This window comes from Bradyrhizobium sp. P5_C11_2 (assembly GCF_054049755.1).
On the sequence record NZ_JBFULT010000039.1, the window covers coordinates 1 to 26,556 of the forward strand.

Consider the following 26,556-nt stretch of genomic DNA (forward strand, 5'->3'; position numbering starts at 1 on the left):
AACTGGTCCAGGCGCGGCTGATCGACAGTTTCGAGAACTACGATATCGCCCACGCTCCGTTGCGAACGACCGATCTCGGACAGGCGGACTATCAGCTCCTGATCGACATCAGGCGCTTCCGCATTGCCACGGAGGGCGAGACACGGGTCGAGATCGGATTATCGGCGCGAATCGTCGACAAGAACGGCAAGGTGGTCGCATCGCGTCTCGTCGAGGCCAGCGAGAAGCTCGACAAGGTCGAGCCTGCCGCGGCGGTCGCAGCATTCGATGCTGCCTTCGCCCGCATCGCCAAGGAACTGATCGGCTGGACGGTGCAATCCGTCTAGCGCGTGCGCGCCGGCTGTTCGAGCGTCTTCAGGTAGGACAGCAGGTCGTGGATCTGGTTCGGATTGAGCTCGAAGGCGGGCATATCGGCGTGGCCGGTATAGATGCCTTCGGCGAGCGCCTCCGCAAGGGTCTCGATCGGATAACGTTGGTGCAGGTTGCGCAGCGGAGGCGCAATCTTGAGCGGACTGTCCGAGCCGCGGTCGATCGCGTGGCAGCCCGCGCAATTGGCCCGCGCAAAGACCTTGCCGCGCTGTTCGGCGGTCGGGGCGGCGAGCGCAGGAGTGACAAGCAGCAGCCCGAACAGGCCGTGACGTAGCGCGCTTCGCAGCATGGAAAGTGATCCCGTCGAACTCTGGCAGCAGATAGGGCGCGGATGCGCGTCAAATTTGATCTGGGTCAATCGACTTTGGCGCGGTGCAGTAAGATGCAGTCGGCGCGGTGGACTCGGCCTGGTGCGGAGGGCTGTCGGCGCTTGGAGCGGTGGATGAAGGCTTCCGTGGTGACGATCGAGCCGAATGGGCGTTTCTGTCGCGATTGTGCGGTCCGCGATTTCTCGGTCTGCTCGTCGCTGGACCCAGCCGAGCTGAAGGAATTCGAGCATCTCGGGCGCCGCGTCCATTTCGCCGCGGGGGAGACCGTATTTTCCGAGGAGGACATCACGACCTCGTTCTACAATCTCCTCGAAGGCGTCATGCGGCTCTACAAGCTGTTGCCCGACGGTCGGCGGCAGATCGTGGGGTTCGCGTTGCCCGGCGATTTCCTGGGGATGAATATTTCCGGCCGCCACAATTTTTCGGCCGATGCGATCGGTGCGGTGACCGTGTGCCAGTTCGCGAAGGCGCCCTTCGGCCACTTCATCGAGGACCGGCCGCATCTCTTGCGGCGGATCAACGAGCTGGCCATTCGCGAGTTGAGCCAGRCACGCGACCACATGGTCCTGCTCGGCCGGCGTTCGGCGGACGAGAAGGTCGCGACCTTTCTGCTCGGCTGGCGCGAACGCTTGTTCGCGCTCAAGGGATCGTCGGACACGGTTCCACTTCCGATGAGCCGCCAGGACATCRCCGACTATCTCGGCCTGACCATCGAGACCGTCAGCCGGACTTTCACCAARCTCGAGCGGAACGGCGTGATCGAGATCATTCATGGCGGTATCAGCCTGCTCGACCCCGCACGGGTCGAAGCCTTGGCCGCCGCCTGAGGCCAGGTCATTCCGCCGCGCTCTCTGATTTTTGATCACGATCAATGCCGCCGGCCCGGGCCGGCTCGACTCGGACGCCAAGCCGGGCGCCAATCCGAGCGCCAATCCGGACGCCAAGCGTCGAAGCTCCTGAGATCACAGTCGCATTTCCGCGTGCGGACGGGATTTGCCAGGCCGGATCTTGGCTGTTCGGTAGCGCCTCGACGCAATCGCGACTTGCGGTGCCCGCAACTCTGCATCGACGGTAACGCATTGGCGCATCCTTCGGATGCGCGCTTTTGCGGCATTTGTCTAAAACCGCGCGCATGCTTTCCGGTTGAAAAGCCGGGCAACACTGACTACGCAGGAACCCCAGTGCCTCGCAGTCTTAGGAGTCCCGGCGTGCCTCAGGACAAGACCGGCGACCCCCGACAGTCGTCGGGCAACAAATTATCGGTCCTGCGCAAGCATCCGATCTTCGCGGATCTGGAACCGGACGCGCTCGATCAGCTCTGCCGCTACGCCAAGCACACCACGGTGAAGCGCGGTGCGACGATCGCAGCGAAGGGCGATCCGGGCAACAACCTGTTCGCGGTGATCACGGGGACGGTGAAGATTTCCTCCTCATCGCCCGATGGCCGGAACGCTATTCTCAATTTGATTGGTCCCGGAGAAATTTTTGGCGAGATCGCGGTTCTCGACGGCGCGCCGCGGTCGGCCGACGCGACCGCCAACACCAATTGCGAGCTCTATATCATCGACCGCCGCGACTTCCTGCCGTTCGTGAAGAGCCAGCCGGCGCTGGCGATGAAATTCATCGAACTGCTCTGCGCGCGCCTGCGCTGGACCAGCCAGCAGGTCGAGCAGGTGATCCTGCAGAATCTTCCGGGCCGGCTTGCGAGTGCGCTGCTCGGCCTCACCGAAGAGCGCAAGTTCGACTCCGGCAGCGGAACGCTTGCCATCACGCAGCAGGAGATCAGCGAGATGGTGGGGATGACACGCGAGAGCATCAACAAGCAATTGCGCGCCTGGTCTGGACGCAACTGGGTTCGTCTCGAGCATGGCGCCATCGTCGTGCTCGACACCGACGCGCTACGCGAGCTCGTCGAAAGCGGCCTCGACGGCACCTGACGGTGAGCACCTAACTGTCGATGATCGCAACCGCGCGGGTCCAGCCGGCGGAGGCACGCTCGATCTTCACCGGAAAGCATGAGACCGTGAACCCGGTCGAGGGCAGCTTGTCGAGATTGTGCAGCTTCTCGAGATGGCAATAACCTATGTGCCGTCCCGCCTTGTGACCTTCCCAGATCAGGCCGGCATCTCTTGTTTCAGCATATTTCTTTGCGGTGTAGACGAACGGCGCGTCCCAGCTCCAGCCGTCGGTGCCGGTCAGCCGCACGCCGCGTTCGAGCAGATACATGGTGGCCTCATAGCCCATGCCGCAGCCGGAGTTGACGTAATCGGCCTGTCCGAACTTCGCGCCGGCGCTGGTGTTGACGACAACGATCTCCAGCGGCGACAGCTTGTGTCCGATGCGTTTGAGCTCCTTCTCGACGTCCTCGGCGGTGGCGACGTAGCCATCAGGCAGATGCCGGAAATCGAGCTTCACGCCGGGCTGAAAGCACCATTCCAGCGGCACCTCGTCGATCGTCCATGACCGCTCGCCGCGGTTCATGGTCGGATGGAAGTGCCAGGGCGCGTCGAGATGCGTTCCGTTATGCGTCGAGAGCGAGACCTGCTCGACGGCCCAACCCTGGCCATCCGGCAGATCCTCTGCCTTGAGGCCGTCGAAGAACTGCAGCATGCGCGGCAGGCCCTGCTGGTGATCGATGTACTGGACCGTCGGGTGATTGCCTGGCGGATCGGCCGTGACGTCGTTTTTGAGCGGCACGGAAATATCGATCAGCTTCCGCGGCATGACATTCCCTCGGGATGTTCCGTTCTGTTTCGGCGCATCTTGGCGGAGCTGCGCCGACGACGTCAAGTCACGCGCCGGTGCGCCGAGCGTTACCGCAGGCACCACGGCAGCCGGAGCGAGAGCGCCAGTAGATAAGTCGCGCGCATCGGCACGAACAGCATGACGCCGTGGAGCGGCCAGACCGCGTCGCGAACAAGGGCCACCCGCCGTTTGGCCAGGGGCGCCCGCGCGGTCCATCGATGCAACTTATGCATTGATCGATGCCGGATTTGGCTTGGACTCAGAATGCCGCCCGCCCTAGGGACGACAGTGGCGACATGCGCTGATGCAGCGCGTTCGCACAGGATGGGACGACCGTCTCGTCCGAGCCTCCAAGCCGCAAGCAATAGCGGTCGAGCCAAAACGAGGGGAACGTTCATGGATACGACGAGCATCGTTACCTCGCATCCGGCATTGGCCGAGAGCGAGGCGCGATTGCAGGGGGGCCGGCACCTGCCGCCGCGCGGCCAGTTGCCCACGCGCGGCATCGACCTGCGCTCCGCCGGCTGGAAGCCTTCGAAGCAACCGAATCCGCTCGACTCCGTCGCGCAACCCTACCAAGGTGGTGCAGTTGTGGCGCTTGACTTCACACCTGAAGAAGCGCGACCCAAGGCGGCCTGCAGCACCCGCCCAACGACAACATAATCAACCCAGGAGGAAACCCAGATGAAGACACTAACCGGTATCATCGCAGCCATTGCACTGGCGGTCTCAGCGCCCGTGGCGACCGCACGCGATTTCCGCTCCGCCGACATCCACCCCGCCGATTATCCGACCGTCGAGGCCGTCAAGTTCATGGGCAAGCAGCTCGCAACGGCGAGCGGCGGCAAGCTCGGCGTGAAGGTGTTTCCGAACGGAGCCCTGGGCTCCGAGAAGGACACCATCGAGCAGCTCAAGATCGGCGCGCTCGACATGATGCGGATCAACGCATCGCCGTTGAACAACTTCGTGCCTGAGACCATCGCGTTGTGCCTGCCCTTCGTGTTCCGCGACACGCAGCACATGCGTACGGTGCTTGACGGGCCGATCGGCGACGAGATCCTCGCCGCCATGGAGCCGGCAGGACTGGTCGGCCTTGCCTATTACGACAGCGGCGCCCGGTCCATCTACACCGTCAAGGCACCGGTCAAGTCGCTTGCCGACCTCAAGGGCCTGAAGATTCGCGTCCAGCAATCCGACCTGTGGGTCGGCATGATCCAGAGCCTCGGGGCCAACCCGACGCCGATGCCGTATGGCGAGGTCTATACCGCTCTCAAGACCGGCCTCGTGGACGCAGCCGAGAACAACTGGCCCTCCTACGAATCCTCGCGCCACTTCGAGGCAGCCAAGTTCTACAACATCACCGAGCACTCCCTGGCACCCGAGGTTCTCGTGATGTCCAAGAAGGTCTGGGACACGCTGAGCAAGGAGGATCAGGCGATGATCCGCAAGGCGGCCAAGGAATCGGTGCCCGTCATGCGCAAGCTCTGGGACGAGCGTGAGCAGGCCTCCCGCAAGACCGTCGAGGCCGCCGGCGTTCAGGTCGTCACCATCGCCAACAAGGCGGAATTCGTCGACGCGATGAAGCCGGTGTACCAGAAGTTCGCCGGTGACGAAAAGCTGCAGGGCCTCGTCAAGCGTATCCAGGACACGAAGTAAAAACAGAGCGGCATCGGGTCCGGCGTCGCCGCGAGGTGACACCGGACCCTCGCAAGGTGACGCGCAAGGAGACCTGGATGACAGACCCACACGTCGCAAGCCACGAGCAGGGGGAAGCAGCGGCACGCCCGTCGAGCGGCCTGCTGTCGCGGATCAATGCTCCCGTCGCTCGCGTGGGCATGTATTTGTCCGTGACCGGACTGCTCGTCATCGTCACCATCGTGTTCTATCAGGTGTTCGGACGTTACGTGCTCAATTCCAGTCCGACCTGGACGGAAAACCTCGCACTTGTCCTGATCCTCTATGTCACGCTGATCGGAGCCGCCGTCGGTGTGCGCGATGCCGGACACATCGGCATGGACAGTCTGCTGGTGATGCTTCCGGACCATCTGCGGGAGAAGATCGAGATCGTGATCCACGTCCTGGTGGCCGTGTTCGGCATTGCGATGGCCTACAACGGCTGGATCCTCGGGGCGTCGGTCGGAACCGTGAAGATACCCAATCTCGGCCTGCCCGAGGTCATCCGCTACGTCCCGCTGATCGCCTCCGGTGTCCTGATCGTCTCCTTTTCAATCGAGCACATCATTGCTCTCCTGCGCGGCGAAGAGGTCGTCCCCTCATGGAACTGATCATTCTCGGCGCCACCTTCTTCGGCTTCCTGATTCTCGGCGTCCCGGTCGCCTTCGCGATCGGTCTCTCGGCGATCTGCACCATCCTCTATGAAGGCCTGCCGGTCGCCGTCATCTTCCAGCAGATGATGTCGGGGATGAACATCTTCTCCTTCCTGGCCATCCCGTTCTTCGTCTTCAGCGGCGAGCTGATGCTGCATGGCGGTGTCGCCGACAAGATCGTGCAGCTCGCCAAGAATCTCGTCGGGCACATCCGCGGCGGGCTTGGCATGTCGAACGTGGTCGCCTGCACGCTGTTCGGCGGCGTCTCCGGCTCCCCCGTGGCCGACGTGTCGGCGATGGGCGCGGTGATGATCCCCATGATGAAAAAGGAAGGTTTCGACACCGACTACGCCGTCAACGTCACCACCCACGCCTCGCTGGTCGGAGCCTTGATGCCGACCAGCCACAACATGATCATCTATGCGCTGGCCGCCGGAGGCAAGGTGTCGATCGGCGCGCTGATCGCCGCCGGCCTGCTGCCGGCGCTCGTGCTGATGGTGTGCATGCTGGTCGCCGCTTACGCGGTCGCGGTGAAGCGCGGCTATCCGGCCGGAAAGTTTCCGGGCTGGACCGAGGTCTTCCGCTCGTTCGCAGCCGCGCTGCCTGGTCTTCTGATCGTCGGTATCATCCTGGCGGGCATCCTGTCCGGCGTTTTCACCGCAACTGAATCCGCAGCCGTCGCGGTCACCTACACGATCCTGCTGACCTTCTTCATCTACCGCAGCATGACCTTGCCGAACTTCCTGCGGGCTGCCGCCAAGGCCGTGAAGACGACCGGCGTGGTGCTGCTGCTGATCGGCGTCTCCACCATGTTCCAGTATCTGATGGGGCTCTACGAGGTGGCCGACTTCGCCGGCGATTTGATGAACAAGGTCTCGTCGCAGCCCTGGGTCATCTTCCTGCTCATCAACGTCATCCTGTTCGTGCTCGGCACGTTCATGGACATGGCGGCGACCATCCTGATCTGCACCCCGATCTTCCTGCCGATCGCGATGAAGGCGGGCATGGATCCGGTGCAGTTCGGCATGCTGATGCTGATCAACTGCGCCCTCGGACTGAACACCCCGCCGGTCGGAACGACGCAGTTCGTGGGCTGCGCCATCGGCGGCATCTCGGTGGGCGCGGTGATGCGCACCATCCTGCCATTCTACGCCGCCCTGATCGCAGCTCTGATGTTCGTGACCTACGTCCCCGCGTTCTCGCTGTGGCTGCCCCGCCTGCTGATGGGCTACAAGGGATAGCAGCAACAGGGAGAATCCGTCCGTGACTGACTATCGCAAGCTCTTCGATCTCACCGGCAAGACGGCTGTCGTCCTCGGCGCCGCATCCGGCATCGGCAAGTCGTCGGCCGAGGCACTGGCCGGGCTCGGCGCCCGAATCGTTTGCGCCGATCGCGCGCTCGATGCAGCCGAAGCGACTGCTGCCGGCATTCGCGACAAGGGCGGTTGGGCCGAGGCGGCAGCGTGCGACGCCGCGAGCGCCGCGGACGTCAATGCGCTGGCCAAGACCGTCATGCAGAAATTTCCCCGGCTCGACATCGCCGTGACGACGCCCGGGCTCAACATCCGCAAGACCATCCTCGACTACACCGAGGAGGACCTCGACCGCGTCCTCAACCTCAACGTCAAGGGCACGGTCTGGTTCTTCCAGGCCTTCGGCCGTATCATGGTGGAGCAGAAGGGCGGCAGCATCATCGCCTGCTCCTCGGTGCGCGCCGTCACCATCGAGCCCGGGCTTGGCGTGTATGGCTCGACCAAGGCCGCGATCGGCCTGCTGGTGAAGGGCTTTGCCTCTGAGGTCGGCCGCTCCGGCGTGCGCGTCAATGCGATCGCGCCGAGCATCGCGGAGACCGCGCTGACCGGCCCGTTCAAGCAGCGCCCCGACATCTACAATCTCTACGCCGGCCACACCGTGTTCAATCGCTGGAGCAGCGCCGACGAGGTCGCGACCGCGGTTGCCTATCTCGCCTCGGATGCCGCGAGCTATGTCAGCGGCAGCACGCTGTTCGTTGACGGCGGCTGGACCGCGGTTGACGGACCGCCGACCGGTCTCACCCAATTGAACCAGTAGAGTCGACCTTGGCGTCTAGCCGGCGAAGCCCACGCGCTGGCGCAGCTCTTTCTGGTCTGCGCCAGCCAGCAGCGCGACCAGCGCCTGCGCTTCTGTCGGATGCGCGGCGCGCGTAGTGACGCCGGCCGTGTACGTCGTCACGAGCTCGCACCCCGCAGGCAGCGATCCCGACAGCACGATGCCGTCGGTGGCGATGATCTCGGTCGCCTGCGTGCATCCGATCGGCCTTTGCGCGGTGGATGCGGCAAGCTCCCGCATGGCGGTTGCGCCATTCGGAAAGATCTTGAGGCGGGATGCGACCTCATAGGCGATGCCGATCTGATCCAGCACTCTTGCGACGTGCTGTCCCGCGGTCGACGCCTTGGTGTCAGGAACGAAGATCGCGTCGGCGCTGCGCAGCACCTCGCGTAAATCGGCATCGGTTTTGACGATTACTTTCGGATCGCGGTTGCGGACCGCGAGCGCGGTTTCGACCCGGCCGAGATCTGCGATCGAGGCGGGAATGACGAGCTTTTCCTCGGCAAGCTCTGCAAGGAGCGCCTGCGTCAGGATCACGAGATCGGTTGGCGCGCCGGCCCGCAGCTTGTCGGCCATGATGCCGACCGCGCCGAACTCGCCCTCAATGCCGAATCCGGTCTGTGCCTTGAAGGCGTCGGCGAGGCCGCGAACCAGGCCTTGCGCCGCGCCTCCGCTGAGGATGTTCACGGTCGTCACGATGCAAGCTCCATGGCTGCGATGATTCTGTCGCGCGTGACCGGCAGGTCGCGCACGCGCACGCCGAGGCAATCGAACACCGCATTCGCGATCGCCGCCGTCACCGGGCCGTGGGCGGCCTCACCGGCGCCGACCGGCTCGATTTCCGGCCGCTGGATGATCTCGACATCCACCGCCGGCACCTCGCTGAATCTCAGGATCGGATAGTCGGTCCATGACGTCGATGTGATGCGCGTCCGGTCGAAGCGGACACGCTCCTTCAGCACCCAGCTCGTCGCCTGGATCGCGCCGCCCTCGATCTGATTGATGATTCCATCCGGATTGATGGCCTCGCCGACATCGACCGCAAGCGTCAGCCGGTTCACGCGGAGGTCGTCGGCGCCTTCGACCTCCGCGATCGCAGCACAATAGGCTCCTGTATTCTTGTAGCGGGCAAAGCCGACACCGTGACCGATGCCGGTTCGCTTCTGCGGCTTCCACGCCGCGCGTCGCGCCGCGGCGCGGATGACATCCCTGGCGCGCTCGTCGTGCAGATGACGCAGGCGGAACTCAACGGGATCTTCGCCACGCAGGGCGGCGATCTCGTCGAGCAGGGATTCGATCGCGAACACATTGCCTTGCCCGCCCAAAGTCCGGAGCGCCGAGGTTCGTACCGGCATGGTCAACAGCCGATGGCTCGTGATCGTCCAGGCCGGGAGCTCGTAGAGCGGTACGGAGTTGCGATCGCCGCCGCCGCCATTGGCGGCCGGCGGATTGGACGAGATCATGCGAGGGTAGGGATCTGCAATCTCGGTTGCGGCAAGCAAAGCCGGCTGCGCCGCGCGCCCCGGCCGCGCCGCATGGCCGTTGCTCCAGATCGCATGGCGCCAGCCAATGATCTCATTCGCCGCGTCGAGATCGGCCTCGATCTCGACGGCCATCGCCGCGCCAAACGGCGCGTGGGACATCTCGTCGTGGCGGGACCACTGCACCCGGACGGGACGGCGGCCGGCCGCCCTCGCCAGCAGCACGGCATCGAGCGCGACGTCATCGGCCGCATTGTGTCCGTAGCAGCCCGCGCCCTCCATGTGCTCGACGATGATGCTCTCGACCGGGAGTTTGAGCACGACCGCGAGATCGGCGCGCAAGAGATAGACGCCCTGGCTGTGCGTCCAGACATGGACGCGATCGCCATCCCATTGCGCCATGGCACAGGAAGGCGCCATCGAGGCATGGGCGATATAGGGGCGGGTATATTGCCGGCGGAGGGTACGGGCGTGCTTGCTCGCAATTGCCGCCGTCCTGGTGTCAATGATGGTCGTCTCGACCGGCTGGCTCCTCAGGAAGCCCGCCAGATCATCTTCATCGGGCAGCGGCTCGCCGGCCGACCACGTCGCGCCCTTGCGCAACAATTTCAACGCGGCTTCGGCGGCGACCTCGGTCTCGCCGACCACGCCGGCAAAACCGCCGTCGCGCACAATCGCGATGAGGCCGGGAGCGGCGCGCGCGGCGCCTTCATCGAGCGCGGTCAGCCTGGCGCCCGATGCGTCCGGCCGCAGCACGCGTCCATGCAACAGGTTCGGCAACGCATGATCATGGATGAAGCGTGGCCGCGCGAACACCTTGTCGGGAATGTCGACGCGCGGGACCGAATGCCCGGCGACGCTCCGCGCGGCGGCGGGCTTCGCCGTTGCGCCCGCGGTCGCGTCGCGGTCGAGCGAAACGTCGCCGGCCAGCTCCCAATAGCTGGTCCTGATATTGCCGGGGCCCGAGATCGTTCCGTCATCGATATCGAGCAGAGGCGCTTCGACGCCGAGACGGTCGGAAGCCRCCGCAAGGAAGAGCTGGCGCACCTCGGCACAAACCTGTCGCAGCGCGCGGCCGGACTGCTGGATCGAGAGGCTGCCCGAGGTCACACCTTCGTTCGGGCTCGCCGATGTCGAGGCGCGGATCATCTCGACCCGCGCGATATCGACATCGAGCTCGTCCGCGGCGATCTGCGCCAATGCCGTGACGATGCCCTGGCCGATCTCCACCTTGCCGGGCGAGATCGCCACCCGGCCTTCTCCGGTCAACCTCACCCAGGACGACAGCTTTGGATTGGCCGCCAGGCTGACCGGCAATTTGGGGGCAGCGGACGGCGCACTCATGACGTCGCAATCTCCGATGCCGCGCGCAGCACGGCGCGGACCATGCGGTTATGCGATCCGCAGCGGCATAAATTGCGGTCGAGCGCGGTTCTGACCTCCGCCTCTGTCGGCGACGGATTGCGTCCGAGAAGCGCCGCCGCGCTGATCAGGATTCCCGGCACGCAATAGCCGCATTGCATCGCCTGCTCGGAGACGAAGGCGCGTTGCAGCGGATGCGGACGCTCGGCCGTACCGAGGCCTTCGATCGTGACGACGTCCTTACCGGCGACCGACCACATCGGCATGTCGCACGACGCCATCGCATGGCCGCCGACCATGACATAGCAGGCGCCGCATTCATTGGCGCCGCAGCCGAAATGGGGACCAGTGACGCCGAGCCGGCCGCGCAGCACGTCGAGCAGCGTCTGATCGGGATCGGCGTCCACGGCCGTCGCGGCGCCGTTGAGCTGAAATTGAATGGTCGGCATGGCCAGTCGGCGACCTCAGGACTTGTCGAACTTTTTCACGACATCGGCCCATTTGGCGATGTCGCCGCGCAGGAACCTGTCGAATTCCTCCGGCGTCATGGACATGGGGACGGCGCCCTGCTCGGTCCAGAGCTTGACGATGTCGGGCCGCTTCACCATTGCGTTCACGGCGGCGTTGAGCTTGTCGATGATCGGCTTCGGTGTGCCCGCCGGCGCCATCAGGCCGAGCCATATGGTTGCTTCATAGCCGGGTACGCCGGCCTCGATCGCTGTCGGCACGTTCGCAAGCACGGCGGAACGCTGCTGGCCTGTGGTCGCGAGTGCGCGGACCTGGTTCTCGCCGATATTCGGCGCCATCGCCGGCACCGCGTCGATCATCATCTGCACMTGTCCCCCGATCACGCCGCTGCGCGCCTCGCCGCTGTTGCGATAGGGCACGTGGACGAGGTTGATGCCCGCCATCGCCTTGAACAGCTCGCCGGCCATGTGATAGGGCGTGCCCTGGCCGGAGGAAGCGTAGTTCAGCTTGCCCGGCTGCGATCTCGCAAGTGAGACGAACTCTTGCAGCGTCTTCGCGGCGACCTGCGGGTTCACCACGATCACGAGATCGGACGAATTGACCGGCGCGATCGGCGCGAGGTCGCGCATCAGCTCGTATTTGCGCTGCTCCGGCGTCAGCAGCGACTCGTTCGCGGTCTGTGTGTTGGACATCATCAAGAGCGTGTAGCCGTCGGCTTGCGACTTCGCGGCTTCGACCGTGCCGATGACGCCGCCGGCGCCGGTGCGGTTCTCGATGACGAAGGGCTGGCCAAAGCTCTCCTGGAGCGCGTTGCCGATCTGCCGGGCCGCGACATCGGCCGGGCCGCCGGCGCCGAAGGGCACGACAATGCGGACGGCGCGGGCAGGATAATCTTGCGCGAAAGAGGGGGTCAAAGGGAATGCCCCGAGCAGGCCGGCCGCCAGCGTCAGCGCGAATCTTCGGGCCGTCATGCCCACCTCCCTCATGTCGTTCTTTTGGTCGACACTGTAGCGGCAGGGCGAGCGGCCTGTCGACGCCTCACAAGGCCAATCGGGCAGGGAATATCGGGTGGTTTTCGGTGTGTCTGCGCCGCGTTTCGCGCTTGCGGCAGGAACCGGCGGCGCGTGCGGTTTGAGCAATTCGCATGGGCATTGCCGGATAAATGCACTCGGCTGGCCGGTATTTTGGTGTTACGAACTGGGACATGAACCAGCACGCCAAGATCGAAATCCGTCATTCGACCTGCCCGCATGATTGCCCCTCGGCCTGCGCCCTCGATATCGAGGTGGTCGAGGGCCGCAGCATCGGCCGTGTCCGCGGCTCGAAAAAGCAGACCTATACGGCCGGCGTGGTCTGCGCCAAGGTCGCCCGCTACGCCGAGCGCATCCATCACCCCGAGCGGCTGATCTATCCGATGCGCCGCACCGGGCCGAAGGGCTCCGGTCAATTCGCGCGGATTTCCTGGGACGAGGCGCTGGACGAGATCGGGCATCGCTTCAATGCGGCCGAGCGCGATTTCGGCGCAGAATCGATCTGGCCCTATTACTACGCCGGCACGATGGGGCTGGTGATGCGCGACGGCCTCAACCGTCTCACCCATGTGAAGAAATATTCGCGCTTCTATTCGACCATCTGCGCCAATGTCGCGCGCGTCGGTTATGCCGTCGGCACCGGCAAGATCGCCGGCGTCGATCCGCGCGAGATGGCACTCTCCGACCTCGTCGTGATCTGGGGCACCAACCCCGTCAACACCCAGGTCAACGTGATGACGCACGCCGCGCGTGCCCGCAAGGAGCGCGGCGCCAAGATCGCGGCCGTCGACATCTACGACAACGAGACCATGAAGCAGGCTGACATCAAGATCATCCTGCGCCCCGGCACCGACGGCGCGTTCGCCTGCGGCGTCATGCATGTGCTGTTTCGCGACGGCTATGCCGACCGCGCCTACATGGACAAATACACCGACTGCCCGGCCGAGCTCGAGGCGCATCTGAAGACGCGTAACCCCGAATGGGCCTCCGCGATCTGCGGCGTGCCGGTGTCCGAGATCGAGGCCTTTGCCAAACTGGTCGGCGAGACCAAGCGGGCGTTCTTCCGGCTCGGCTACGGCTTCACCCGCTCCCGCAACGGCGCGACGCAGATGCATGCGGCGCTGTGCATTCCCGCGGTGACCGGTGCCTGGCAATATGAAGGCGGCGGCGCCTTCTTCAACAATTACGCGCTGTGGCACTTCGACGAATCCATCATCGAAGGCCACGACGCGATCGACAAGACCACCCGCGCGCTCGACCAGTCGCAGATCGGCCGCATCCTCACCGGCGATGCCGAGGCCTTGCACGGCAAGGGGCCGATCAAGGCGATGCTGATCCAGAACACCAATCCGATGACGGTGGCGCCGGAGCAGGCGCTGGTAGCCCAGGGCTTTGCGCGCGAGGATCTGTTCGTCGCGGTGCACGAGCAGTTCATGACCGAGACGGCGCAGATGGCAGACATCGTGCTGCCGGCGACCATGTTCATGGAGCACGACGATCTCTATTACGGCGGCGGCCACCAGCACATCTCCGTGGGTGCGAAGCTGATCGACCCGCCCGGCGAATGCCGCTCCAACCATCAGGTGCTGCAGGCGCTGGCGCCGCGGCTCGGCGCCAAGCATCCGGGCTTCGAGATGTCCTCGCGCGAATTGATCGACGCGACGCTGGAGCTGAGCGACCACGGCGATATCGCTGCGCTCGAAGCCGACCTCTGGCGCGACCTGCAACCGGATTTTCGCACCGCGCATTATCTCGACGGCTTTGCCCATGCCGACAGGAAATTCCACTTCAAGGCCGATTGGGCGCATCCGCCGTTCGGCTTGATGATGGGCGAGTTCGACAAGATGCCGTCGCTGCCGGACCATTGGGCGGTGATCGAGCACACCGACCAGGCCCATCCGTTCCGGCTTGCGACCAGCCCCTCGCGCAGCTTCCTCAACACCACCTTCAACGAGACGCCGTCCTCGCAGGCGCGCGAGGGCAAGGCGAGCGTGATGATCCATCCTATGGACGCGGCTGCACTCGACATTGCCGACGGTGATGCCGTGACGCTCGGTAACGCCCGCGGCGAGACCACGCTGGTCGCAACGCTGTTCGACGGCGTGCGGCGCGGCGTGCTGATCGCGGAATCCGTTCATCCGAACAAGGGCCATATCGGCGGCCGCGGCATCAACATGCTGACGGGGGCGGATGCGATCGCGCCGATCGGCGGCGCCGCATTCCACGACAACAAGGTCTGGATCAGGAAGGCCGCAGCCGTTTGATCTGCCATCCTTCGAGACGCCCGCCTTTGGCGGGCTCCTCAGGATGAGGTCTCGTTGCGCGGAGAGATCTTAGACCCTCATGGTGAGGAGCGCCGCTTCCGGCGCGTCTCGAACCATGAGGCCCAGCATGCGACCGCGCCTCAGGGCACGCACTCCGTCACGCCGTAGCCCGCAAACTCCTTCGCGATGTTCGGGTTCATGGATTTCGCCAGGGCGATGTCGGCCGCGCCGTCGCTGCCGCTCTTGCGGGCGGCGACGCCGCGACCGAACAGCGACGAGGAGGAGCGCGGGTTGCGCTGGATTGCGTCGGTATAATCCTTGATCGCCTCGGCGGTCCGGCCGAGCTTGAGGTTGACGAGCCCGCGGCTGTCGAGCGCATCGCTCAATCCGGGATCGATCTGAAGCGCCAGATTGCAATCGGCGAGCGCGCCTTGCAGGTCTCCGGTCGCGGCACGCGTCCAGCAGCGGTTGTTCAGGGCTTCCGCATCCCTGGGGGCGCGGCGGATCACCACGTCGAAATCCTGCATCGCCGGCGCGTAGGCGCGCTTGATCGCATAGACTTGGCCGCGCTTGTAGCGCGAGACGGTGTCGTTGGCGTTGGCCGCGATCTTGCGGCTGAGATCGGCGATGACCGGATCTCTGGCGAGGTCGTCGGCGCCGGGCGCCGCGTCGGGCTGCGACACCTCGCAGACCGGCTTCTGCAGCTCCGGTTTCTGCGGCTCGGGCTTGGACGGAATCTGATCGGGGCTCTTGTTGTCCGGCGGCCGCGTCACCAGACCGGCGAAGGAAAACTCCGATGTCAGTGACGATGACAGCCAGGGCACCTGCTCGCGGTTGGTCGCGCCGACCACGCCATTCTTGGTGTTGGTCAACGCCTGCTCGGCGCTGATGTTCGGTGCGCGCATTTCGCGCAGCAGCTCGGTGACGAACAGGCTACGATCGGTCTTGCCGCCCGCCACCACCGCGCCGAGCGCGGCGGAATACAGGATCAGCGAGTTGCTCGGCGCGATCGTCGGCGCAAGGCCAGCGGAATAGCGGCGAAAACGCCGCTCGAACGGATTGCGGCGGGAGGCATCGATCAGCGCGATCTTGATTGCGGCACCGCGTGTATTCATCTCGGCGAGGATGGCATCCAGGCTGAAGCCGTCGCGCGACACGTCCGGCTCGGTCCAGATCTGCGCATCGACCGGCAGGAGGTAGGTCTGCCGGTTGGACTGGATGCCAAAGCCGTCGAAGAAGATCAGCGCCGCCGTGCCCCGCTCGATCCGGGCATAGAAGCGATCCAGCGCCTGCCGCATGGTGTCGCCCGTGAGGTTGATCTGCCGGTCGACGGCGAAGCCGTTGCGCTTCAGTTCCTCGGTCACGTCCTGAATGTCATTGGCGACGTCGGTGAGCACGAACTCGTTGTCGGGGTACTTTGCGTTGCCGATCACCAGCGCGATCTTGGCGGCATCGGCCGCGCGGCCTGCGGTGCTGCCGCTCGCGACGATCAAGCCTGCCAGAAGCAATACGGCGGCGGCGCGCATGAAATGGCTCATCGGTGATAAAATCTTCAGTCAGGATAGCGACCGTCACCCATAATTCAATCGCGAAGCGAAGTTGCGCCCACACGCTATGGTGACACGTCGCCGTAGATTGCCCTTGCGCCTGCCGCCCGACCTGCCGCAAATGGCTGCAAAACAGGAGCAAGGAAGCGAGCGTGCCATGACCGACACCACAAGCGTCATCACCGAGAAGCGCGGGCAGGCGTTCTGGATCACCATCAACCGGCCGGAGAAACGCAACGCGCTGAACGGCGAGGTGATCGCCGGCATCACCAAGGGCTATCGCGAGGCGCATGACGACAAGGACGTCCGCGTCATCGTGCTGACGGGCGCGGGCGACAAGGCGTTTTGCGCCGGCGCCGATCTGCAGAACTCCGGCGCGGCTTTCGCGATGGATCATTCCAAACCAAATGTCGACTATGCCGATCTGTTACGTTTGTCACAGAACGCCACGAAACCGGCGGTTGCGCGGGTCGGGGGCGTCTGCATGGCCGGCGGCATGGGCCTGTTGTGCATGACCGACATGGCGGTTGCGGCCGATCACGTCGTCTTCGGCCTGCCCGAAGTGAAGGTCGGCGTGTTCCCGATGCAGGTGCTGAGCCTGTTGCAGACCATCGCGCCGCGGCGCCTCGTCAACGAATGGGCGCTGACCGGCGAGCCGTTCGACGCCAAGGCGGCGCAGGCCGCGGGGCTCCTCAACTATGTCGTGCCTGCGGCCGAGCTTGACGCCAAGGTCGACTGGCTGATCGGCCGCATCGTCGACAAGTCCCCGACCGCGATCCGCCGCGGCAAATACGCCATGCGGGCGATTGCCTCGATGTCGTTCGACGAGAGCATCGCCTACACCGAAAGCCAGATTGCCCTGCTCGCGATGACCGAGGACGCCAAGGAAGGGCTGAAGGCGTTCGGCGAAAAGCGCAAGCCGGTTTGGACGGGACGGTGAGGGGGGCCGGTGTCGTCCTGGCGAAAGCCAGGACCCATTACCCCAGCAGTCAGTTGTTGTGCGCGCTGCCAACCATCAATCTTCACGATAACATCCGCCGGTGGTAATGGGTCCTGGCTTTCGCCAGGACGACGTTGGGGAGGCATCGGCGCGCGGATGTCTGTCTCTGCGGATGCAGAAGAGGTGGATTACGCTACGCTAATCCACCCTACGGCACTGTTCACCCCGCGTTGGCCTTCAGTCCGGTCGCCTGGATGCCCGCCACCGCACACGCCTCGTCATTGTCCGAGGTGTCGCCGGAGACGCCGACGGCGCCGAGCAGGGTGGTGCCGTCCATGATCAGCACGCCGCCGGGGACCGGCACCAGCGCGCCCTTGGCAATCGTGTTCACGGCGTCGATGAAATAGGCCTGCTCCTGGGCACGCTGGTACAGCGCGCGAGAGCCCATGCCCAGCGCGAGCGCGCCATAGGCCTTGCCGTGGGCGATCTCGGCGCGCATCAGGCTGGTGCCGTCTTGCGCAGCGGCAAGCTTGATGACGCCGCGCGCGTCCAGGATGGTGACGACGAGCGGCTTCAGCTTCAACTCGGTGGCCTTGGCGAAGGCGGCGTCGAGGATCTTGCGGGCGGTGTCGAGAGTCAGTTCAGCCATGGATGGGTTCCTTTGCAACGGGAGAGGTCGTGGATGGGGTTGTCGCGCGATCGAGACTCATGGCCAGCACGCGCGCGACGTGAAGCGCCTCGCGCTGCGCGCCGTCCTGGATCTGATGCCGGCAGGAGGTGCCGTCGGCCACGACGAGCGCCGCCTGGTCCGCGCGCCGCACCGCGGGGAGCAGCGACAGCTCGGCCATCTCGATCGAGGCATCGTAGGTGTCAGCGCCGTAACCGAAGGCGCCGGCCATGCCGCAACAGCTCGATTCGATGGTCTCGACCTTGAGGCCGGGGACCAGGCGCAGCACCTGCTCGACCGGCTTGAAGGCACCGAAGGATTTTTGATGGCAATGACCGTGCACCACGGCCTTGTCGGCGACGGTGCCGAGCGGCAATTGCAGCCGGCCGGCCTCGGCCTCGCGCACCAGAAATTCCTCGAAAGTCAGCGCGTGGGCACCGACGGCCTTGGCGTCGTTGTCCTTGCGTAGCGAACCGAGTTCGTCACGCAACGTCAACAGGCAGCTCGGCTCGAGACCGACGATCGGCACGCCACGCGCGGCGAAGGGGGCAAAGGCAGCGACCAGCCGGTCGAGCTCGGTCCTGGCCTCGTCGACGAGGCCGGCCGAGAGGAAGGTGCGGCCGCAGCACAGCGGGCGGCCGCCGCCCGCAGGCTTCGGCAGATGCACGCGATAACCGCCGGCCGCGAGCACGCGCAACGCGGCGTCGAGGTTCTCGCGCTCATAGATCCGGTTGAAAGTGTCGGCGAACAGAACGACTTCACGGCCGGTCTCAGGGCCGACCGCTTCCGCTGGCGACACGAACACGTCGCTGCGGAAAGCGGGGAGGGCACGGCGCGCGCTGATGCCGGCAAAGCGCTCAAACAGTTTTCGCAGCAGCGGGCTGCGGTTGCGCAAATTCGCCAGCGGCGCGAAGCGCGCGGCAAGGCCGGCATAGCGCGGCAGATAGCCGACCAGGCGGTCGCGCAGTGTCAGGCCGTGGGAGGCTGCGCGCGCGGCCAGCACCTCGATCTTCATCTTGGCCATGTCGACGCCGGTCGGGCATTCATGGCGGCAGGCCTTGCAGGAGACGCAGAGTTTCAGCGTCTCCATCATCTCGTCCGACGACAACGCATCGGGGCCGAGCTGCCCGGAGATTGCGAGCCGCAAGCTGTTGGCGCGGCCGCGGGTGACGTCCTTCTCGTTGCGCGTCGCGCGGTAGGACGGGCACATCACGCCGCCCTCGAGCTTGCGGCAGGCGCCGTTGTTGTTGCACATCTCGACCGCGCCCTGGAAACCGCCGCCGGCGCCGGGATAGGCGGACCAGTCGAGTTTTGTCTTGAGGTCAGCGACGCGATAGTCCGGTTTGAAGCGGAACAGCGAGCGGTCGTCCATCTTCGGCGCGTCGACGATCTTGCCGGGGTTGAGCACGCCATCGGGATCGAAGCGCTGCTTCACCTCCTTGAAATCGGCGACGAGGCGCTCGCCGAACATCGTGGTGTGGAATTCGGAGCGGACCAGGCCGTCGCCATGCTCGCCGGAATGCGAGCCCTTGTATTCGCGCACCATGGCGAAGGCTTCTTCCGCAATGGCGCGCATCGCCTTGACGTCTTTCTCCAGCTTGAGGTTCAGCACCGGCCGCACATGCAGGCAGCCCTCGGAGGCATGTGCATACATCGTGCCGCTGGTGCCGTGCCTGGCAAAAACCTCGTTCAGCCGGGCGGTGTAGTCGGCCAGATGCGGCAGCGGCACGGCGCAGTCCTCGACGAAGGAGACAGGCTTGCCCTCCTGCTTCATCGACATCATGACGTTGAGGCCGGCGGCGCGGAAATCGGCGATGCCGCCCTGGAGCGCCGGTTCTGATATCTCGACCACGCCGCCCCATTTGCGCTTGTCGTTGGTCCAGCCGAAACCGAGGTCGCCCATCAGCTCGCCGAGCTGCTTGAGGCGCAAGAGATTGTCGACCTGATCCTCCTCGGCGAACTCGACCACCAGCACGGCATCCGGATCGCCCTTGATGGCGGCAGAGATGATCGGCCGAAACATCGCGATGTCGCGGCCGAGCGCGAGCATGGTGCGGTCGACCAGCTCGACCGCGATCGGCTTGAGCTTGACCAGATGCTGGGCCGCGTCCATGGCCTCGTAGAAGCTGCCGAAATGGCAGATGCCGAGCGCCTTGTTGCGGATCACCGGCCACAGCTTCAGCTCGACCTTGGTGGTGAAGGCCAGCGTTCCTTCGGAGCCGACCAAGAGATGCGCCATGTTGTTCGGCGCGTTGCGCGGCACCAGCGCATCGAGATTGTACCCGCCGACGCGGCGCTGCACCTTTGGAAAGCGCGCGGCAATCTCCCCGGCCTCGCGCGCGCCGAGATCGAGCATGTCGCGGAACAGGGCGCGCGTGGTGTCGCCAGCGTCGGCATCGGAGAGGTCGCGTGGCACCTCGCCAAAGCGGCTCAGCGTGCCGTCCGCAAGGGCTGCCTCCATCGACAGCGTGTTGTCGCGCATGGTGCCGTAGCGGAGCGAGCGGCCGCCGCAGGAATTGTTGCCGGCCATGCCGCCGATGGTGGCGCGTGACGCCGTGGAGACGTCGACCGGGAACCACAGGCCGTGCTTCCTGAGCTGGCGGTTGAGATCGTCGAGCACGATGCCGGGCTCGACCACGCAGGTGCGGCCCTCGACGTCGAGCGACAGGACCCGGTTCAGGTGCTTGGAGAGATCGACGACGAGGCCGTCGTTGACGGTCTGGCCGCATTGCGAGGTGCCGCCGCCGCGCGGGGTGACCTTGCGTCCGTCGTCGCGGGCGATAGCCAGCGCCCGCAGCGCCTCGTCCATGGTTTTGGGCACCACCACGCCCGCCGGCATGATCTGGTAGAACGAGGCGTCGGTGGCGTAGCGGCCGCGGCTGAAAGCGTCGAACAGGACGTCGCCGGTCATTTCCGCGCGCAGGCGCCGTTCGAGCGAGGAGGCGTTTGTCATCCCTGGTCCCGGAGTGATCCAACGAGGCGGTTGGCCTCTTGGATTATTCATTCCTCTTTCTGATCGATTATATTATGAATTCAAAATGAGCAAGGTGGGTGCCCCTCAGGGCGACGCCGGCGCGTCCTGTTGGGACTCGGCTAGGTGCTCGATGGCGGCTGTCCGCTTGTTGCGCAGGTGCTGGAACAGGATGTCGCTCAATTCGCTGCCGGCGCGGCGGCGCAGCGCGTCGAGGATGGCTTCGTGCTCGCGCATCGCCTCCGCCCAGCGCTGCCGCTTACGGGCGAAATTGGCGGAGTAGCGGACGCGGCGGATCCGGCCCGCGAAGTTGGCGTAGGCGGTCTTCAGCGTCTCGTTGCGCGCGGCCGCGACGATGCTCTCGTGGATGCGCTGGTTGATCTGGAAATAGCCGTGCATGTCGCGATGCAGATAGTGGCCATACATCTCGTAATGGAGCTGCTCGATCGCGGTGATTTCCTCGTCAGTGATGGCCTCGCAGGCCAGCCGTCCGGCAAGGCTTTCCAGTCCCGCCATCACGTCGAACAATTCCTCGAGGTCGCGCTGGCTGAGCTGGCGCACCCGCGCGCCGCGGTTGGGCAGGAGCTCGATCAGGCCCTCGGCGGCGAGCACCTTGAGCGCTTCGCGCAAGGGCGTCCGGGAGATCCCGAGCATCTCACAGAGCTGGCGCTCGGGCACGCGCGCGCCGTCGGGGATATTGCCCTCGACCACGTAGTCGCGCAGCCGCAGCAGGATCTCGCCGTGAAGCGAGGCTTCCTGGCGGTCGCCGCCATTGCCGGCCGGCGGGGCGATCGGAACCCCGGAGTCGGGAATCGTGGATTTCATTTGCAGCACAATAGTTTGCCCGGTTGGTCGCGTCGACGTCCACGATCGAATACCAAATTTTGATTGAAAGGACAAAAAATGAATGCAAAATAGCCAGATGAGCCGGCCAGAATCCGCCGCCAGGGAGGTTTTCATGCATCAGGGACGCCATTTCCTTCAGATTCCGGGCCCGAGCCCGGTGCCCGAGCGCGTCCTGCGCGCCATGGACATGCCGGTGATCGACCACCGCAGCGCGGAATTCGGCGAGCTCGGCCGGGCCGTGCTCGAGGGCAGCCAGAAGATCTTCCAGACCGCGGGGCCGGTGGTGATCTTTCCCTCCTCGGGGACGGGCGCCTGGGAGGCCGCGATCGTCAACACGCTGTCGCCGGGCGACAAGGTGCTGATGGTCGAGACCGGCCACTTCGCCACCCTGTGGCGCCAGATGGCGGCACGGTTCGGCATCGAGGTCGACTTCATTCCCGGCGACTGGCGCCGCGGCGCCGACCCCGCCCAGATCGAGGCGAAGCTCGCCGAGGACAAGGCGCGCGCGATCAAGGCGGTGATGGTCGTGCACAACGAGACCTCGACCGGCGCGACCAGCCGCATCGCCGAAATCCGCGCCGCGATCGACCGCGCCTCGCATCCGGCGCTGCTGATGGTCGACACCATCTCCTCGCTCGGCTCGGTCGATTACCGCCACGACGAATGGAAGGTCGACGTCAGCGTCAGCTGCTCGCAGAAGGGTTTTATGCTGCCGCCCGGCCTCGGCTTCAACGCGATCTCGGAGAAGGCCCGCACGGCTTCGAAGACCAACAAGATGCCGCGCTCCTATTTCGACTGGGAGGAGATGCTCAAGCCCAACGCAAAGGGCTTCTTCCCCTACACGCCGGCGACCAACCTGCTCTATGGCTTGCGCGAGGCGATCGCGATGCTGCTCGAAGAGGGGCTCGACAACGTGTTCGCGCGCCATCACCGGCTGGCTGCGGCAACCCGCGCCGCCGTCAACCATTGGGGTCTCGAGGTGCTCTGCCAGGAGCCGGCCGAGTTCTCGCCGGTGCTCACCGCGGTGCTCATGCCGCCGGGACATGATGCCGATCAGTTTCGGAAAGTGGTGCTCGACAATTACAACATGTCGCTCGGCTCGGGCCTGTCAAAGGTCGCCGGAAAAGTCTTCCGCATCGGCCATCTCGGCGAATGCAATGCGTTGACGCTGCTCGGCGCGCTCACCGGTGTGGAAATGGGCCTGTCGGTTGCCGGCGTGCCGCACCGGTCCGGCGGCGTCGAGGCCGCGATGAAGCTCCTGGAGCAGCGCCCGCAGGGGAATTCCTCGCCGCATCTGAAAGTGGTCGGCACTTAAATCGCGCAGGGCACACGCGAGCGACAATCATAAAAACAGAAATTCGGGAGGGGTGGATGGGAGTTCGGTTCAAGGCCACGCATGTCGTGCTGGCGATGCTCTGCGCGATGTATTTCATCACCTATGTCGACCGGGTGAACATCGGCACCGCGGCGGGCGAGATCCAGAAGGAGCTGGGCCTTTCGAACACTCAGCTCGGTCTCGTCTTCTCCGCTTTCGCCTATCCCTACCTGCTGTTCCAGGTGATCGGCGGCTGGGTCGGCGATCGTTTCGGACCGCGCAAGACGCTGTTCTGGTGCGGCATGATCTGGGCGGTGGCGACCATCATGACCGGCTTCGTGCATGGTCTTACCGCGCTGTTCATCGCGCGCTTCGCGCTCGGCTTCGGCGAGGGCGCGACCTTTCCGACCGCAACGCGCGCGATGCAATACTGGACGCCGGCGAACCGCCGCGGTTTTGCGCAAGGCCTGACGCATTCCTTCGCCCGGCTCGGCAACGCGGTGACGCCGCCGGTGGTCGCGCTGCTGATCCTCTGGCTGACCTGGCGCGGCGCGTTCGTCGTGCTCGGCTTCGTCAGCCTAGTGTGGGGTGTCGTCTGGGTCTGGTACTTCCGCAACGAACCGAAGGAGCATGCCTCCATCACCGCAGCCGAGCTCGCGGCACTGCCGCCGCGCCCGACCGGAGAACGGCCGCGTGTGCCGTGGGGCCCGTTGCTCGCGCGGATGTGGCCAGTGACGCTGACCTATTTCTGCTACGGCTGGTGCCTGTGGCTCTACCTCAACTGGCTGCCGCTGTTCTTCAAGAACAACTACGGTCTCGACATCAAGAACTCGGCGCTGTTCGCCTCGGGCGTGTTCTTCGCCGGCGTGGTCGGCGACAGCGTCGGCGGCGTGCTGTCGGACAAGATCCTCGGCCGCACCGGCAATGTCCGGCTGGCGCGGCTCAGCGTCACCGTTGCGGGATTTACGGGGGCGCTGCTCTCGCTGTTGCCGATCCTGTTCGTCCACGACATCACGATCGTTGCGCTGTGCCTGTCGGCCGGCTTCTTCTGTGCCGAGCTCGTGATCGGCCCGATGTGGTCGATCCCGATGGACATCGCCCCGAAATATTCCGGCACCGCCTCGGGACTCATGAACACCGGCTCGGCCTTCGCCGCGATCGTCTCACCGCTCGTAGCCGGCTTCGTGATCGACGCGACCGGGAATTGGTACCTGCCGTTCCTGATGTCGATGGGCCTGTTGCTGCTCGGCGGCTTTGCCGCCTTCCTGATGCATCCGGAGCGGCCGTTCACGGAAACCGAGGGGCACGTGCCGTTGGGAAAGGTGGTGGCCGCGGAGTAGGGGCGGCCTCGGTACGGAGGTCCGCCGGTTATGCATGGGAGGCGCCTTAAGGGGAGGGGACAAGCCGGTCAAATGGTGCTATTCGGCGGCCATCAAAATCAAGGCAAGACCGGGAAGGACGCCTATGACCGTGCATACTGGAAGGCATTTCTTACAGATTCCAGGACCGACCAACGTGCCCGACCGGGTGCTGCGGGCGATGGACATGCCGACGCTGGACCATCGCGGTCCGGAGTTCGCCGAGCTCGGTTTCGCCGTCCTGGCTTCGATGCAGCGGGTGTTCCGCACCAAGCAGCCCGTGATCATTTTCCCCTCGTCCGGCACCGGCGCCTGGGAGGCGGCGATGGTCAACGTGCTCGCCCCCGGCGACAAGGTGTTGATGTGCGAGACCGGCCAGTTCGCCGTGCTGTGGCGCGGCATCGCCGACAAGTTCAAGCTCGACGTCGACTTCATCCCGGGCGACTGGCGCCACGGCGCGGACCTCAATGAGATCGAGCAGCGCCTCGTCGCCGACAAGCAGCATAARATCAAGGCGGTCTGCGTCGTGCACAACGAGACCTCGACCGGCTGCGTCACGCCGCCGCTCGACGTGCGCAAGCTGCTCGACCGCGTCAAGCATCCGGCGCTGCTGATGGTCGACACCATCTCCGGCCTCGGCTCGATGGAATACGAGCACGATGCCTGGGGCATCGATGTCTCGGTCGCGGGCTCGCAGAAGGGCCTGATGCTGCCGCCCGGTCTCGGCTTCAACGCCGTCTCGGACAAGGCGCTCGCGGTGGCCAAGGCCAATCCCGGCATGCGCTCCTATTGGGACTGGCAGGAGGTCATCTCCTTCAACAAGCTCGGCACCTTCCCCTATACGCCCGCCACCAACCTGCTCTACGGCCTGCGCGAGGCGGTGAAGATGCTGGAGGAGGAGGGGCTGGAGAACGTGTGGACCCGCCACAAGCGCCACAGCGCGGCGACGCGCGCCGCGATCAAGGTCTGGGGCCTGGAGACGCAGTGCGCCGATCCTGCCGCGCATTCGCCTGCGCTGACCGGCGTGCGCGTGCCCGAGGGCCATGACGCCGACGCCTTCCGCAAGGTGGTGCTCGAGAATTTCGACATGTCGCTCGGCACCGGCCTGAACAAGGTCAAGGGCAAGGTGTTCCGCATCGGCCATATCGGCCATTTCAACGATCTGATGCTGATGGGCACGCTCGCCGGCGTCGAGATGGGCCTGGATCTTGCAAAGGTCCCGCATCGAAGCGGCGGCGTGTTGGCGGCCATGGACGTCCTGAAGGGACGCGACGTGGTGCCGATGGCCAAGGCGCAGGTCGCCTGAAATCAACAACTGTGAAGTGAGCGCGCGATGAACGCACCGACGACGACCAACGAAGACCTGCTCTACTCCGTCCAGGACGGCATCGCGCGGATCACCTTCAACCGCCCGCAGGCGCGCAACGCACTGACCTTCGCCATGTATGAGCGCATGGCGGAGATCTGCCAGGAGATCAACGCCGACCGCTCGATCAAGGCGCTGATCCTGACAGGGGCCGGCGACAAGGCGTTCGCGTCCGGCACCGACATCTCTCAATTCCGTGCGTTCAAGACCGCGCAGGATGCGCTCGACTACGAGGCGCGGATCGACCGCGTGCTCGGCACGCTGGAGCAATGCCGCGTGCCCGTGATCGCGGCGATCGCCGGTGCCTGCACCGGCGGCGGCGCCGGGATTGCGGCCTGCTGCGACTTGCGCATCGGCACCGAAACCACGCGCATCGGTTTTCCGATCGCGCGCACGCTCGGCAACTGCCTGTCGATGTCGAACATCAGCCGCGTCGTCTCGCTGGTGGGACCTGCCCGCACCAAGGATCTGATCTTCAAGGCGCGCCTGGTCGAGGCGCCGGAGGCTCTGGCGCTCGGCCTGCTCAACGAAATCGTGCCCGACGTCGAGACGCTGCAGCGTCGCGCGGATGAGACCGCAAAGCTCGTCGCGAGCCACGCGCCGCTCACGCTCGAAGCCACCAAGGAAGCGGTGCGCCGGATCCGCCGCACGCTGTCGCGCGAAGAGGGCGAGGACCTGATCCTGAAAGCCTATATGAGCGAAGATTTCCGCGAGGGCATGGACGCCTTCCTCAACAAGCGCACGCCGAACTGGAAGGGCAAGTAGCGCGGATCGTTGGCGCTTTCGTCCGGCTTCAGATGYGGCGCGAAGGCCGAAACGAGCTGCCGACAGCGATTGTCAGTCGTTCGCGCATTTCCAATTGTCATAAATCTTTCAATCGGTTCCGTCGCCCGGAACCGCGATTGTGCGCGCCTGCGCTTGCGCGTTCACGTTGACGACGCGACGAGCTCGGTCATAAGATGCCAGAGGTTGCATGCGCCGGCTCGCATTTTTCGAACCGGCAGGCCGGTCTTTCAAGTGATTTGAGTCCGGTCGCATTGAGTGACGTGATTTGTGTGAAGCGTTCCGGCCGACCGCTGCAA

Annotated in this window: 24 protein-coding genes; 14 read left to right on the forward strand and 10 right to left on the reverse strand. The window is 65.1% G+C overall.

Going from position 1 to position 26,556, the window contains the following annotated elements; all coding sequences use genetic code 11:
- Nucleotides 1-326, forward strand: a 326-nt coding sequence (locus tag ACXJL8_RS06645) for an ABC-type transport auxiliary lipoprotein family protein (RefSeq protein ID WP_456684770.1), incomplete at its 5' end; no start/stop codon positions are given.
- Here ACXJL8_RS06645 and ACXJL8_RS06650 read toward each other — a convergent pair.
- The gene (locus ACXJL8_RS06650) at nucleotides 323-658 is read right to left on the reverse strand and encodes a c-type cytochrome (RefSeq protein WP_456622664.1); all 336 of its coding nucleotides are present in this window, start codon (nucleotides 656-658) and stop codon (nucleotides 323-325) included. The two genes, ACXJL8_RS06645 and ACXJL8_RS06650, sit on opposite strands and share 4 nt — an antisense overlap.
- A 153-nt stretch (nucleotides 659-811) precedes the next feature.
- Between ACXJL8_RS06650 and ACXJL8_RS06655 the strand changes: the two genes are divergently transcribed.
- A complete protein-coding gene (locus tag ACXJL8_RS06655; protein ID WP_456684771.1) occupies nucleotides 812-1,525 on the forward strand; it encodes a helix-turn-helix domain-containing protein in 714 nt (237 codons plus the stop codon).
- 381 nt (nucleotides 1,526-1,906) lie between these two features.
- Nucleotides 1,907-2,635 carry a Crp/Fnr family transcriptional regulator gene (locus tag ACXJL8_RS06660; RefSeq protein WP_456622666.1) on the forward strand — a complete coding sequence of 243 codons (729 nt, stop codon included), beginning with the start codon at nucleotides 1,907-1,909 and terminating at the stop codon, nucleotides 2,633-2,635.
- Nucleotides 2,636-2,645: 10 nt separating this feature from the next.
- On the opposite strand, the gene ACXJL8_RS06665 is transcribed toward ACXJL8_RS06660, so the two are convergent.
- Nucleotides 2,646-3,422, reverse strand: a complete 777-nt coding sequence (locus ACXJL8_RS06665; RefSeq protein ID WP_456622667.1) for a cyclase family protein — start codon at nucleotides 3,420-3,422, stop codon at nucleotides 2,646-2,648.
- 417 nt (nucleotides 3,423-3,839) lie between these two features.
- Here ACXJL8_RS06665 and ACXJL8_RS06670 point away from each other — a divergent pair, with 417 nt between their 5' ends.
- The 5 genes from ACXJL8_RS06670 to ACXJL8_RS06690 all read left to right on the forward strand — a co-directional run bounded on the left by ACXJL8_RS06670 (nucleotide 3,840) and on the right by ACXJL8_RS06690 (nucleotide 7,840).
- Nucleotides 3,840-4,106, forward strand: a complete 267-nt coding sequence (locus ACXJL8_RS06670) for a hypothetical protein (RefSeq protein ID WP_456622668.1) — start codon at nucleotides 3,840-3,842, stop codon at nucleotides 4,104-4,106.
- A 21-nt stretch (nucleotides 4,107-4,127) separates the two neighbouring features.
- Nucleotides 4,128-5,099, forward strand: a complete 972-nt coding sequence (locus ACXJL8_RS06675) for a TRAP transporter substrate-binding protein (RefSeq protein ID WP_456622669.1) — start codon at nucleotides 4,128-4,130, stop codon at nucleotides 5,097-5,099.
- Nucleotides 5,100-5,176: 77 nt separating this feature from the next.
- Nucleotides 5,177-5,728 (forward strand): TRAP transporter small permease, encoded by a 552-nt coding sequence (locus tag ACXJL8_RS06680; protein WP_456622670.1) that lies wholly within the window; start codon nucleotides 5,177-5,179, stop codon nucleotides 5,726-5,728.
- Complete coding sequence (locus ACXJL8_RS06685; protein WP_456622671.1) at nucleotides 5,719-7,011, forward strand: TRAP transporter large permease; 1,293 nt, start codon at nucleotides 5,719-5,721, stop codon at nucleotides 7,009-7,011. The genes ACXJL8_RS06680 and ACXJL8_RS06685 overlap by 10 nt, the downstream gene beginning before the upstream one ends.
- 22 nt (nucleotides 7,012-7,033) lie before the next feature.
- On the forward strand, nucleotides 7,034-7,840 hold the full coding sequence (locus tag ACXJL8_RS06690; protein ID WP_456622672.1) for an SDR family NAD(P)-dependent oxidoreductase: 807 nt from the start codon (nucleotides 7,034-7,036) through the stop codon (nucleotides 7,838-7,840).
- A 15-nt stretch (nucleotides 7,841-7,855) separates the two neighbouring features.
- On the opposite strand, the gene ACXJL8_RS06695 is transcribed toward ACXJL8_RS06690, so the two are convergent.
- The 4 genes from ACXJL8_RS06695 to ACXJL8_RS06710 are packed head-to-tail and all read right to left on the reverse strand — an operon-like array spanning nucleotide 7,856 to nucleotide 12,140.
- Nucleotides 7,856-8,554 carry a molybdate ABC transporter substrate-binding protein gene (locus ACXJL8_RS06695; RefSeq protein WP_456622673.1) on the reverse strand — a complete coding sequence of 233 codons (699 nt, stop codon included), beginning with the start codon at nucleotides 8,552-8,554 and terminating at the stop codon, nucleotides 7,856-7,858.
- The gene (locus ACXJL8_RS06700; protein ID WP_456684772.1) at nucleotides 8,551-10,683 is read right to left on the reverse strand and encodes a molybdopterin cofactor-binding domain-containing protein; all 2,133 of its coding nucleotides are present in this window, start codon (nucleotides 10,681-10,683) and stop codon (nucleotides 8,551-8,553) included. Before ACXJL8_RS06700 ends, ACXJL8_RS06695 begins: the two co-directional genes overlap by 4 nt.
- Nucleotides 10,680-11,150 (reverse strand): (2Fe-2S)-binding protein, encoded by a 471-nt coding sequence (locus ACXJL8_RS06705; protein WP_456622675.1) that lies wholly within the window; start codon nucleotides 11,148-11,150, stop codon nucleotides 10,680-10,682. The genes ACXJL8_RS06700 and ACXJL8_RS06705 overlap by 4 nt, the downstream gene beginning before the upstream one ends.
- A 15-nt stretch (nucleotides 11,151-11,165) precedes the next feature.
- A complete protein-coding gene (locus ACXJL8_RS06710; RefSeq protein ID WP_456684773.1) occupies nucleotides 11,166-12,140 on the reverse strand; it encodes a Bug family tripartite tricarboxylate transporter substrate binding protein in 975 nt (324 codons plus the stop codon).
- Between the two features lie 233 nt (nucleotides 12,141-12,373).
- Here ACXJL8_RS06710 and ACXJL8_RS06715 point away from each other — a divergent pair, with 233 nt between their 5' ends.
- Nucleotides 12,374-14,464, forward strand: a complete 2,091-nt coding sequence (locus ACXJL8_RS06715; protein ID WP_456622677.1) for a molybdopterin oxidoreductase family protein — start codon at nucleotides 12,374-12,376, stop codon at nucleotides 14,462-14,464.
- A gap of 140 nt (nucleotides 14,465-14,604) precedes the next feature.
- Here the strand turns inward: ACXJL8_RS06715 and ACXJL8_RS06720 are convergent, their stop codons facing one another.
- On the reverse strand, nucleotides 14,605-16,002 hold the full coding sequence (locus ACXJL8_RS06720) for a caspase family protein (protein ID WP_456622678.1): 1,398 nt from the start codon (nucleotides 16,000-16,002) through the stop codon (nucleotides 14,605-14,607).
- A gap of 166 nt (nucleotides 16,003-16,168) precedes the next feature.
- Here ACXJL8_RS06720 and ACXJL8_RS06725 point away from each other — a divergent pair, with 166 nt between their 5' ends.
- Nucleotides 16,169-16,951 (forward strand): enoyl-CoA hydratase/isomerase family protein, encoded by a 783-nt coding sequence (locus tag ACXJL8_RS06725; protein WP_456622679.1) that lies wholly within the window; start codon nucleotides 16,169-16,171, stop codon nucleotides 16,949-16,951.
- A 220-nt stretch (nucleotides 16,952-17,171) separates the two neighbouring features.
- Here the strand turns inward: ACXJL8_RS06725 and ACXJL8_RS06730 are convergent, their stop codons facing one another.
- The 3 genes from ACXJL8_RS06730 to ACXJL8_RS06740 form a co-directional block, all read right to left on the reverse strand.
- Nucleotides 17,172-17,600 carry a GlcG/HbpS family heme-binding protein gene (locus ACXJL8_RS06730; RefSeq protein WP_456622680.1) on the reverse strand — a complete coding sequence of 143 codons (429 nt, stop codon included), beginning with the start codon at nucleotides 17,598-17,600 and terminating at the stop codon, nucleotides 17,172-17,174.
- Entirely contained in the window at nucleotides 17,593-20,571 is a 2,979-nt protein-coding gene (locus ACXJL8_RS06735) for an FAD-binding and (Fe-S)-binding domain-containing protein (RefSeq protein WP_456622681.1), read from the reverse strand. Before ACXJL8_RS06735 ends, ACXJL8_RS06730 begins: the two co-directional genes overlap by 8 nt.
- Nucleotides 20,572-20,676: 105 nt before the next feature.
- Complete coding sequence (locus ACXJL8_RS06740) at nucleotides 20,677-21,414, reverse strand: GntR family transcriptional regulator (RefSeq protein ID WP_456622682.1); 738 nt, start codon at nucleotides 21,412-21,414, stop codon at nucleotides 20,677-20,679.
- 133 nt (nucleotides 21,415-21,547) lie between these two features.
- On the opposite strand from ACXJL8_RS06740, the gene ACXJL8_RS06745 reads away from it, so the two are divergent.
- The 4 genes from ACXJL8_RS06745 to ACXJL8_RS06760 all read left to right on the forward strand — a co-directional run bounded on the left by ACXJL8_RS06745 (nucleotide 21,548) and on the right by ACXJL8_RS06760 (nucleotide 26,239).
- Nucleotides 21,548-22,750 (forward strand): pyridoxal-phosphate-dependent aminotransferase family protein, encoded by a 1,203-nt coding sequence (locus ACXJL8_RS06745; protein WP_456622683.1) that lies wholly within the window; start codon nucleotides 21,548-21,550, stop codon nucleotides 22,748-22,750.
- A 56-nt stretch (nucleotides 22,751-22,806) separates the two neighbouring features.
- Nucleotides 22,807-24,090, forward strand: coding sequence for an MFS transporter (locus ACXJL8_RS06750; RefSeq protein WP_456622684.1), 1,284 nt, complete (start codon nucleotides 22,807-22,809; stop codon nucleotides 24,088-24,090).
- Between the two features lie 124 nt (nucleotides 24,091-24,214).
- Nucleotides 24,215-25,414, forward strand: a complete 1,200-nt coding sequence (locus ACXJL8_RS06755) for a pyridoxal-phosphate-dependent aminotransferase family protein (protein WP_456622685.1) — start codon at nucleotides 24,215-24,217, stop codon at nucleotides 25,412-25,414.
- Between the two features lie 27 nt (nucleotides 25,415-25,441).
- Nucleotides 25,442-26,239, forward strand: a complete 798-nt coding sequence (locus ACXJL8_RS06760; RefSeq protein WP_456622686.1) for an enoyl-CoA hydratase/isomerase family protein — start codon at nucleotides 25,442-25,444, stop codon at nucleotides 26,237-26,239.
- Nucleotides 26,240-26,556 lie beyond the last annotated feature (317 nt).

Bases quoted from the DNA above. Each gene is read 5' to 3' on its own strand.
- ACXJL8_RS06650 (WP_456622664.1), bottom strand. From the start codon at position 658: ATGCTGCGAAGCGCGCTACGTCACGGCCTGTTCGGGCTGCTGCTTGTC.
- ACXJL8_RS06665 (WP_456622667.1), bottom strand. From the start codon at position 3,422: ATGCCGCGGAAGCTGATCGATATTTCCGTGCCGCTCAAAAACGACGTC.
- ACXJL8_RS06670 (WP_456622668.1), top strand. From the start codon at position 3,840: ATGGATACGACGAGCATCGTTACCTCGCATCCGGCATTGGCCGAGAGC.
- ACXJL8_RS06675 (WP_456622669.1), top strand. From the start codon at position 4,128: ATGAAGACACTAACCGGTATCATCGCAGCCATTGCACTGGCGGTCTCA.
- ACXJL8_RS06680 (WP_456622670.1), top strand. From the start codon at position 5,177: ATGACAGACCCACACGTCGCAAGCCACGAGCAGGGGGAAGCAGCGGCA.
- ACXJL8_RS06685 (WP_456622671.1), top strand. From the start codon at position 5,719: ATGGAACTGATCATTCTCGGCGCCACCTTCTTCGGCTTCCTGATTCTC.
- ACXJL8_RS06705 (WP_456622675.1), bottom strand. From the start codon at position 11,150: ATGCCGACCATTCAATTTCAGCTCAACGGCGCCGCGACGGCCGTGGAC.
- ACXJL8_RS06715 (WP_456622677.1), top strand. From the start codon at position 12,374: ATGAACCAGCACGCCAAGATCGAAATCCGTCATTCGACCTGCCCGCAT.
- ACXJL8_RS06720 (WP_456622678.1), bottom strand. From the start codon at position 16,002: ATGAGCCATTTCATGCGCGCCGCCGCCGTATTGCTTCTGGCAGGCTTG.
- ACXJL8_RS06725 (WP_456622679.1), top strand. From the start codon at position 16,169: ATGACCGACACCACAAGCGTCATCACCGAGAAGCGCGGGCAGGCGTTC.
- ACXJL8_RS06730 (WP_456622680.1), bottom strand. From the start codon at position 17,600: ATGGCTGAACTGACTCTCGACACCGCCCGCAAGATCCTCGACGCCGCC.
- ACXJL8_RS06735 (WP_456622681.1), bottom strand. From the start codon at position 20,571: ATGACAAACGCCTCCTCGCTCGAACGGCGCCTGCGCGCGGAAATGACC.
- ACXJL8_RS06740 (WP_456622682.1), bottom strand. From the start codon at position 21,414: ATGAAATCCACGATTCCCGACTCCGGGGTTCCGATCGCCCCGCCGGCC.
- ACXJL8_RS06745 (WP_456622683.1), top strand. From the start codon at position 21,548: ATGCATCAGGGACGCCATTTCCTTCAGATTCCGGGCCCGAGCCCGGTG.
- ACXJL8_RS06750 (WP_456622684.1), top strand. From the start codon at position 22,807: ATGGGAGTTCGGTTCAAGGCCACGCATGTCGTGCTGGCGATGCTCTGC.
- ACXJL8_RS06760 (WP_456622686.1), top strand. From the start codon at position 25,442: ATGAACGCACCGACGACGACCAACGAAGACCTGCTCTACTCCGTCCAG.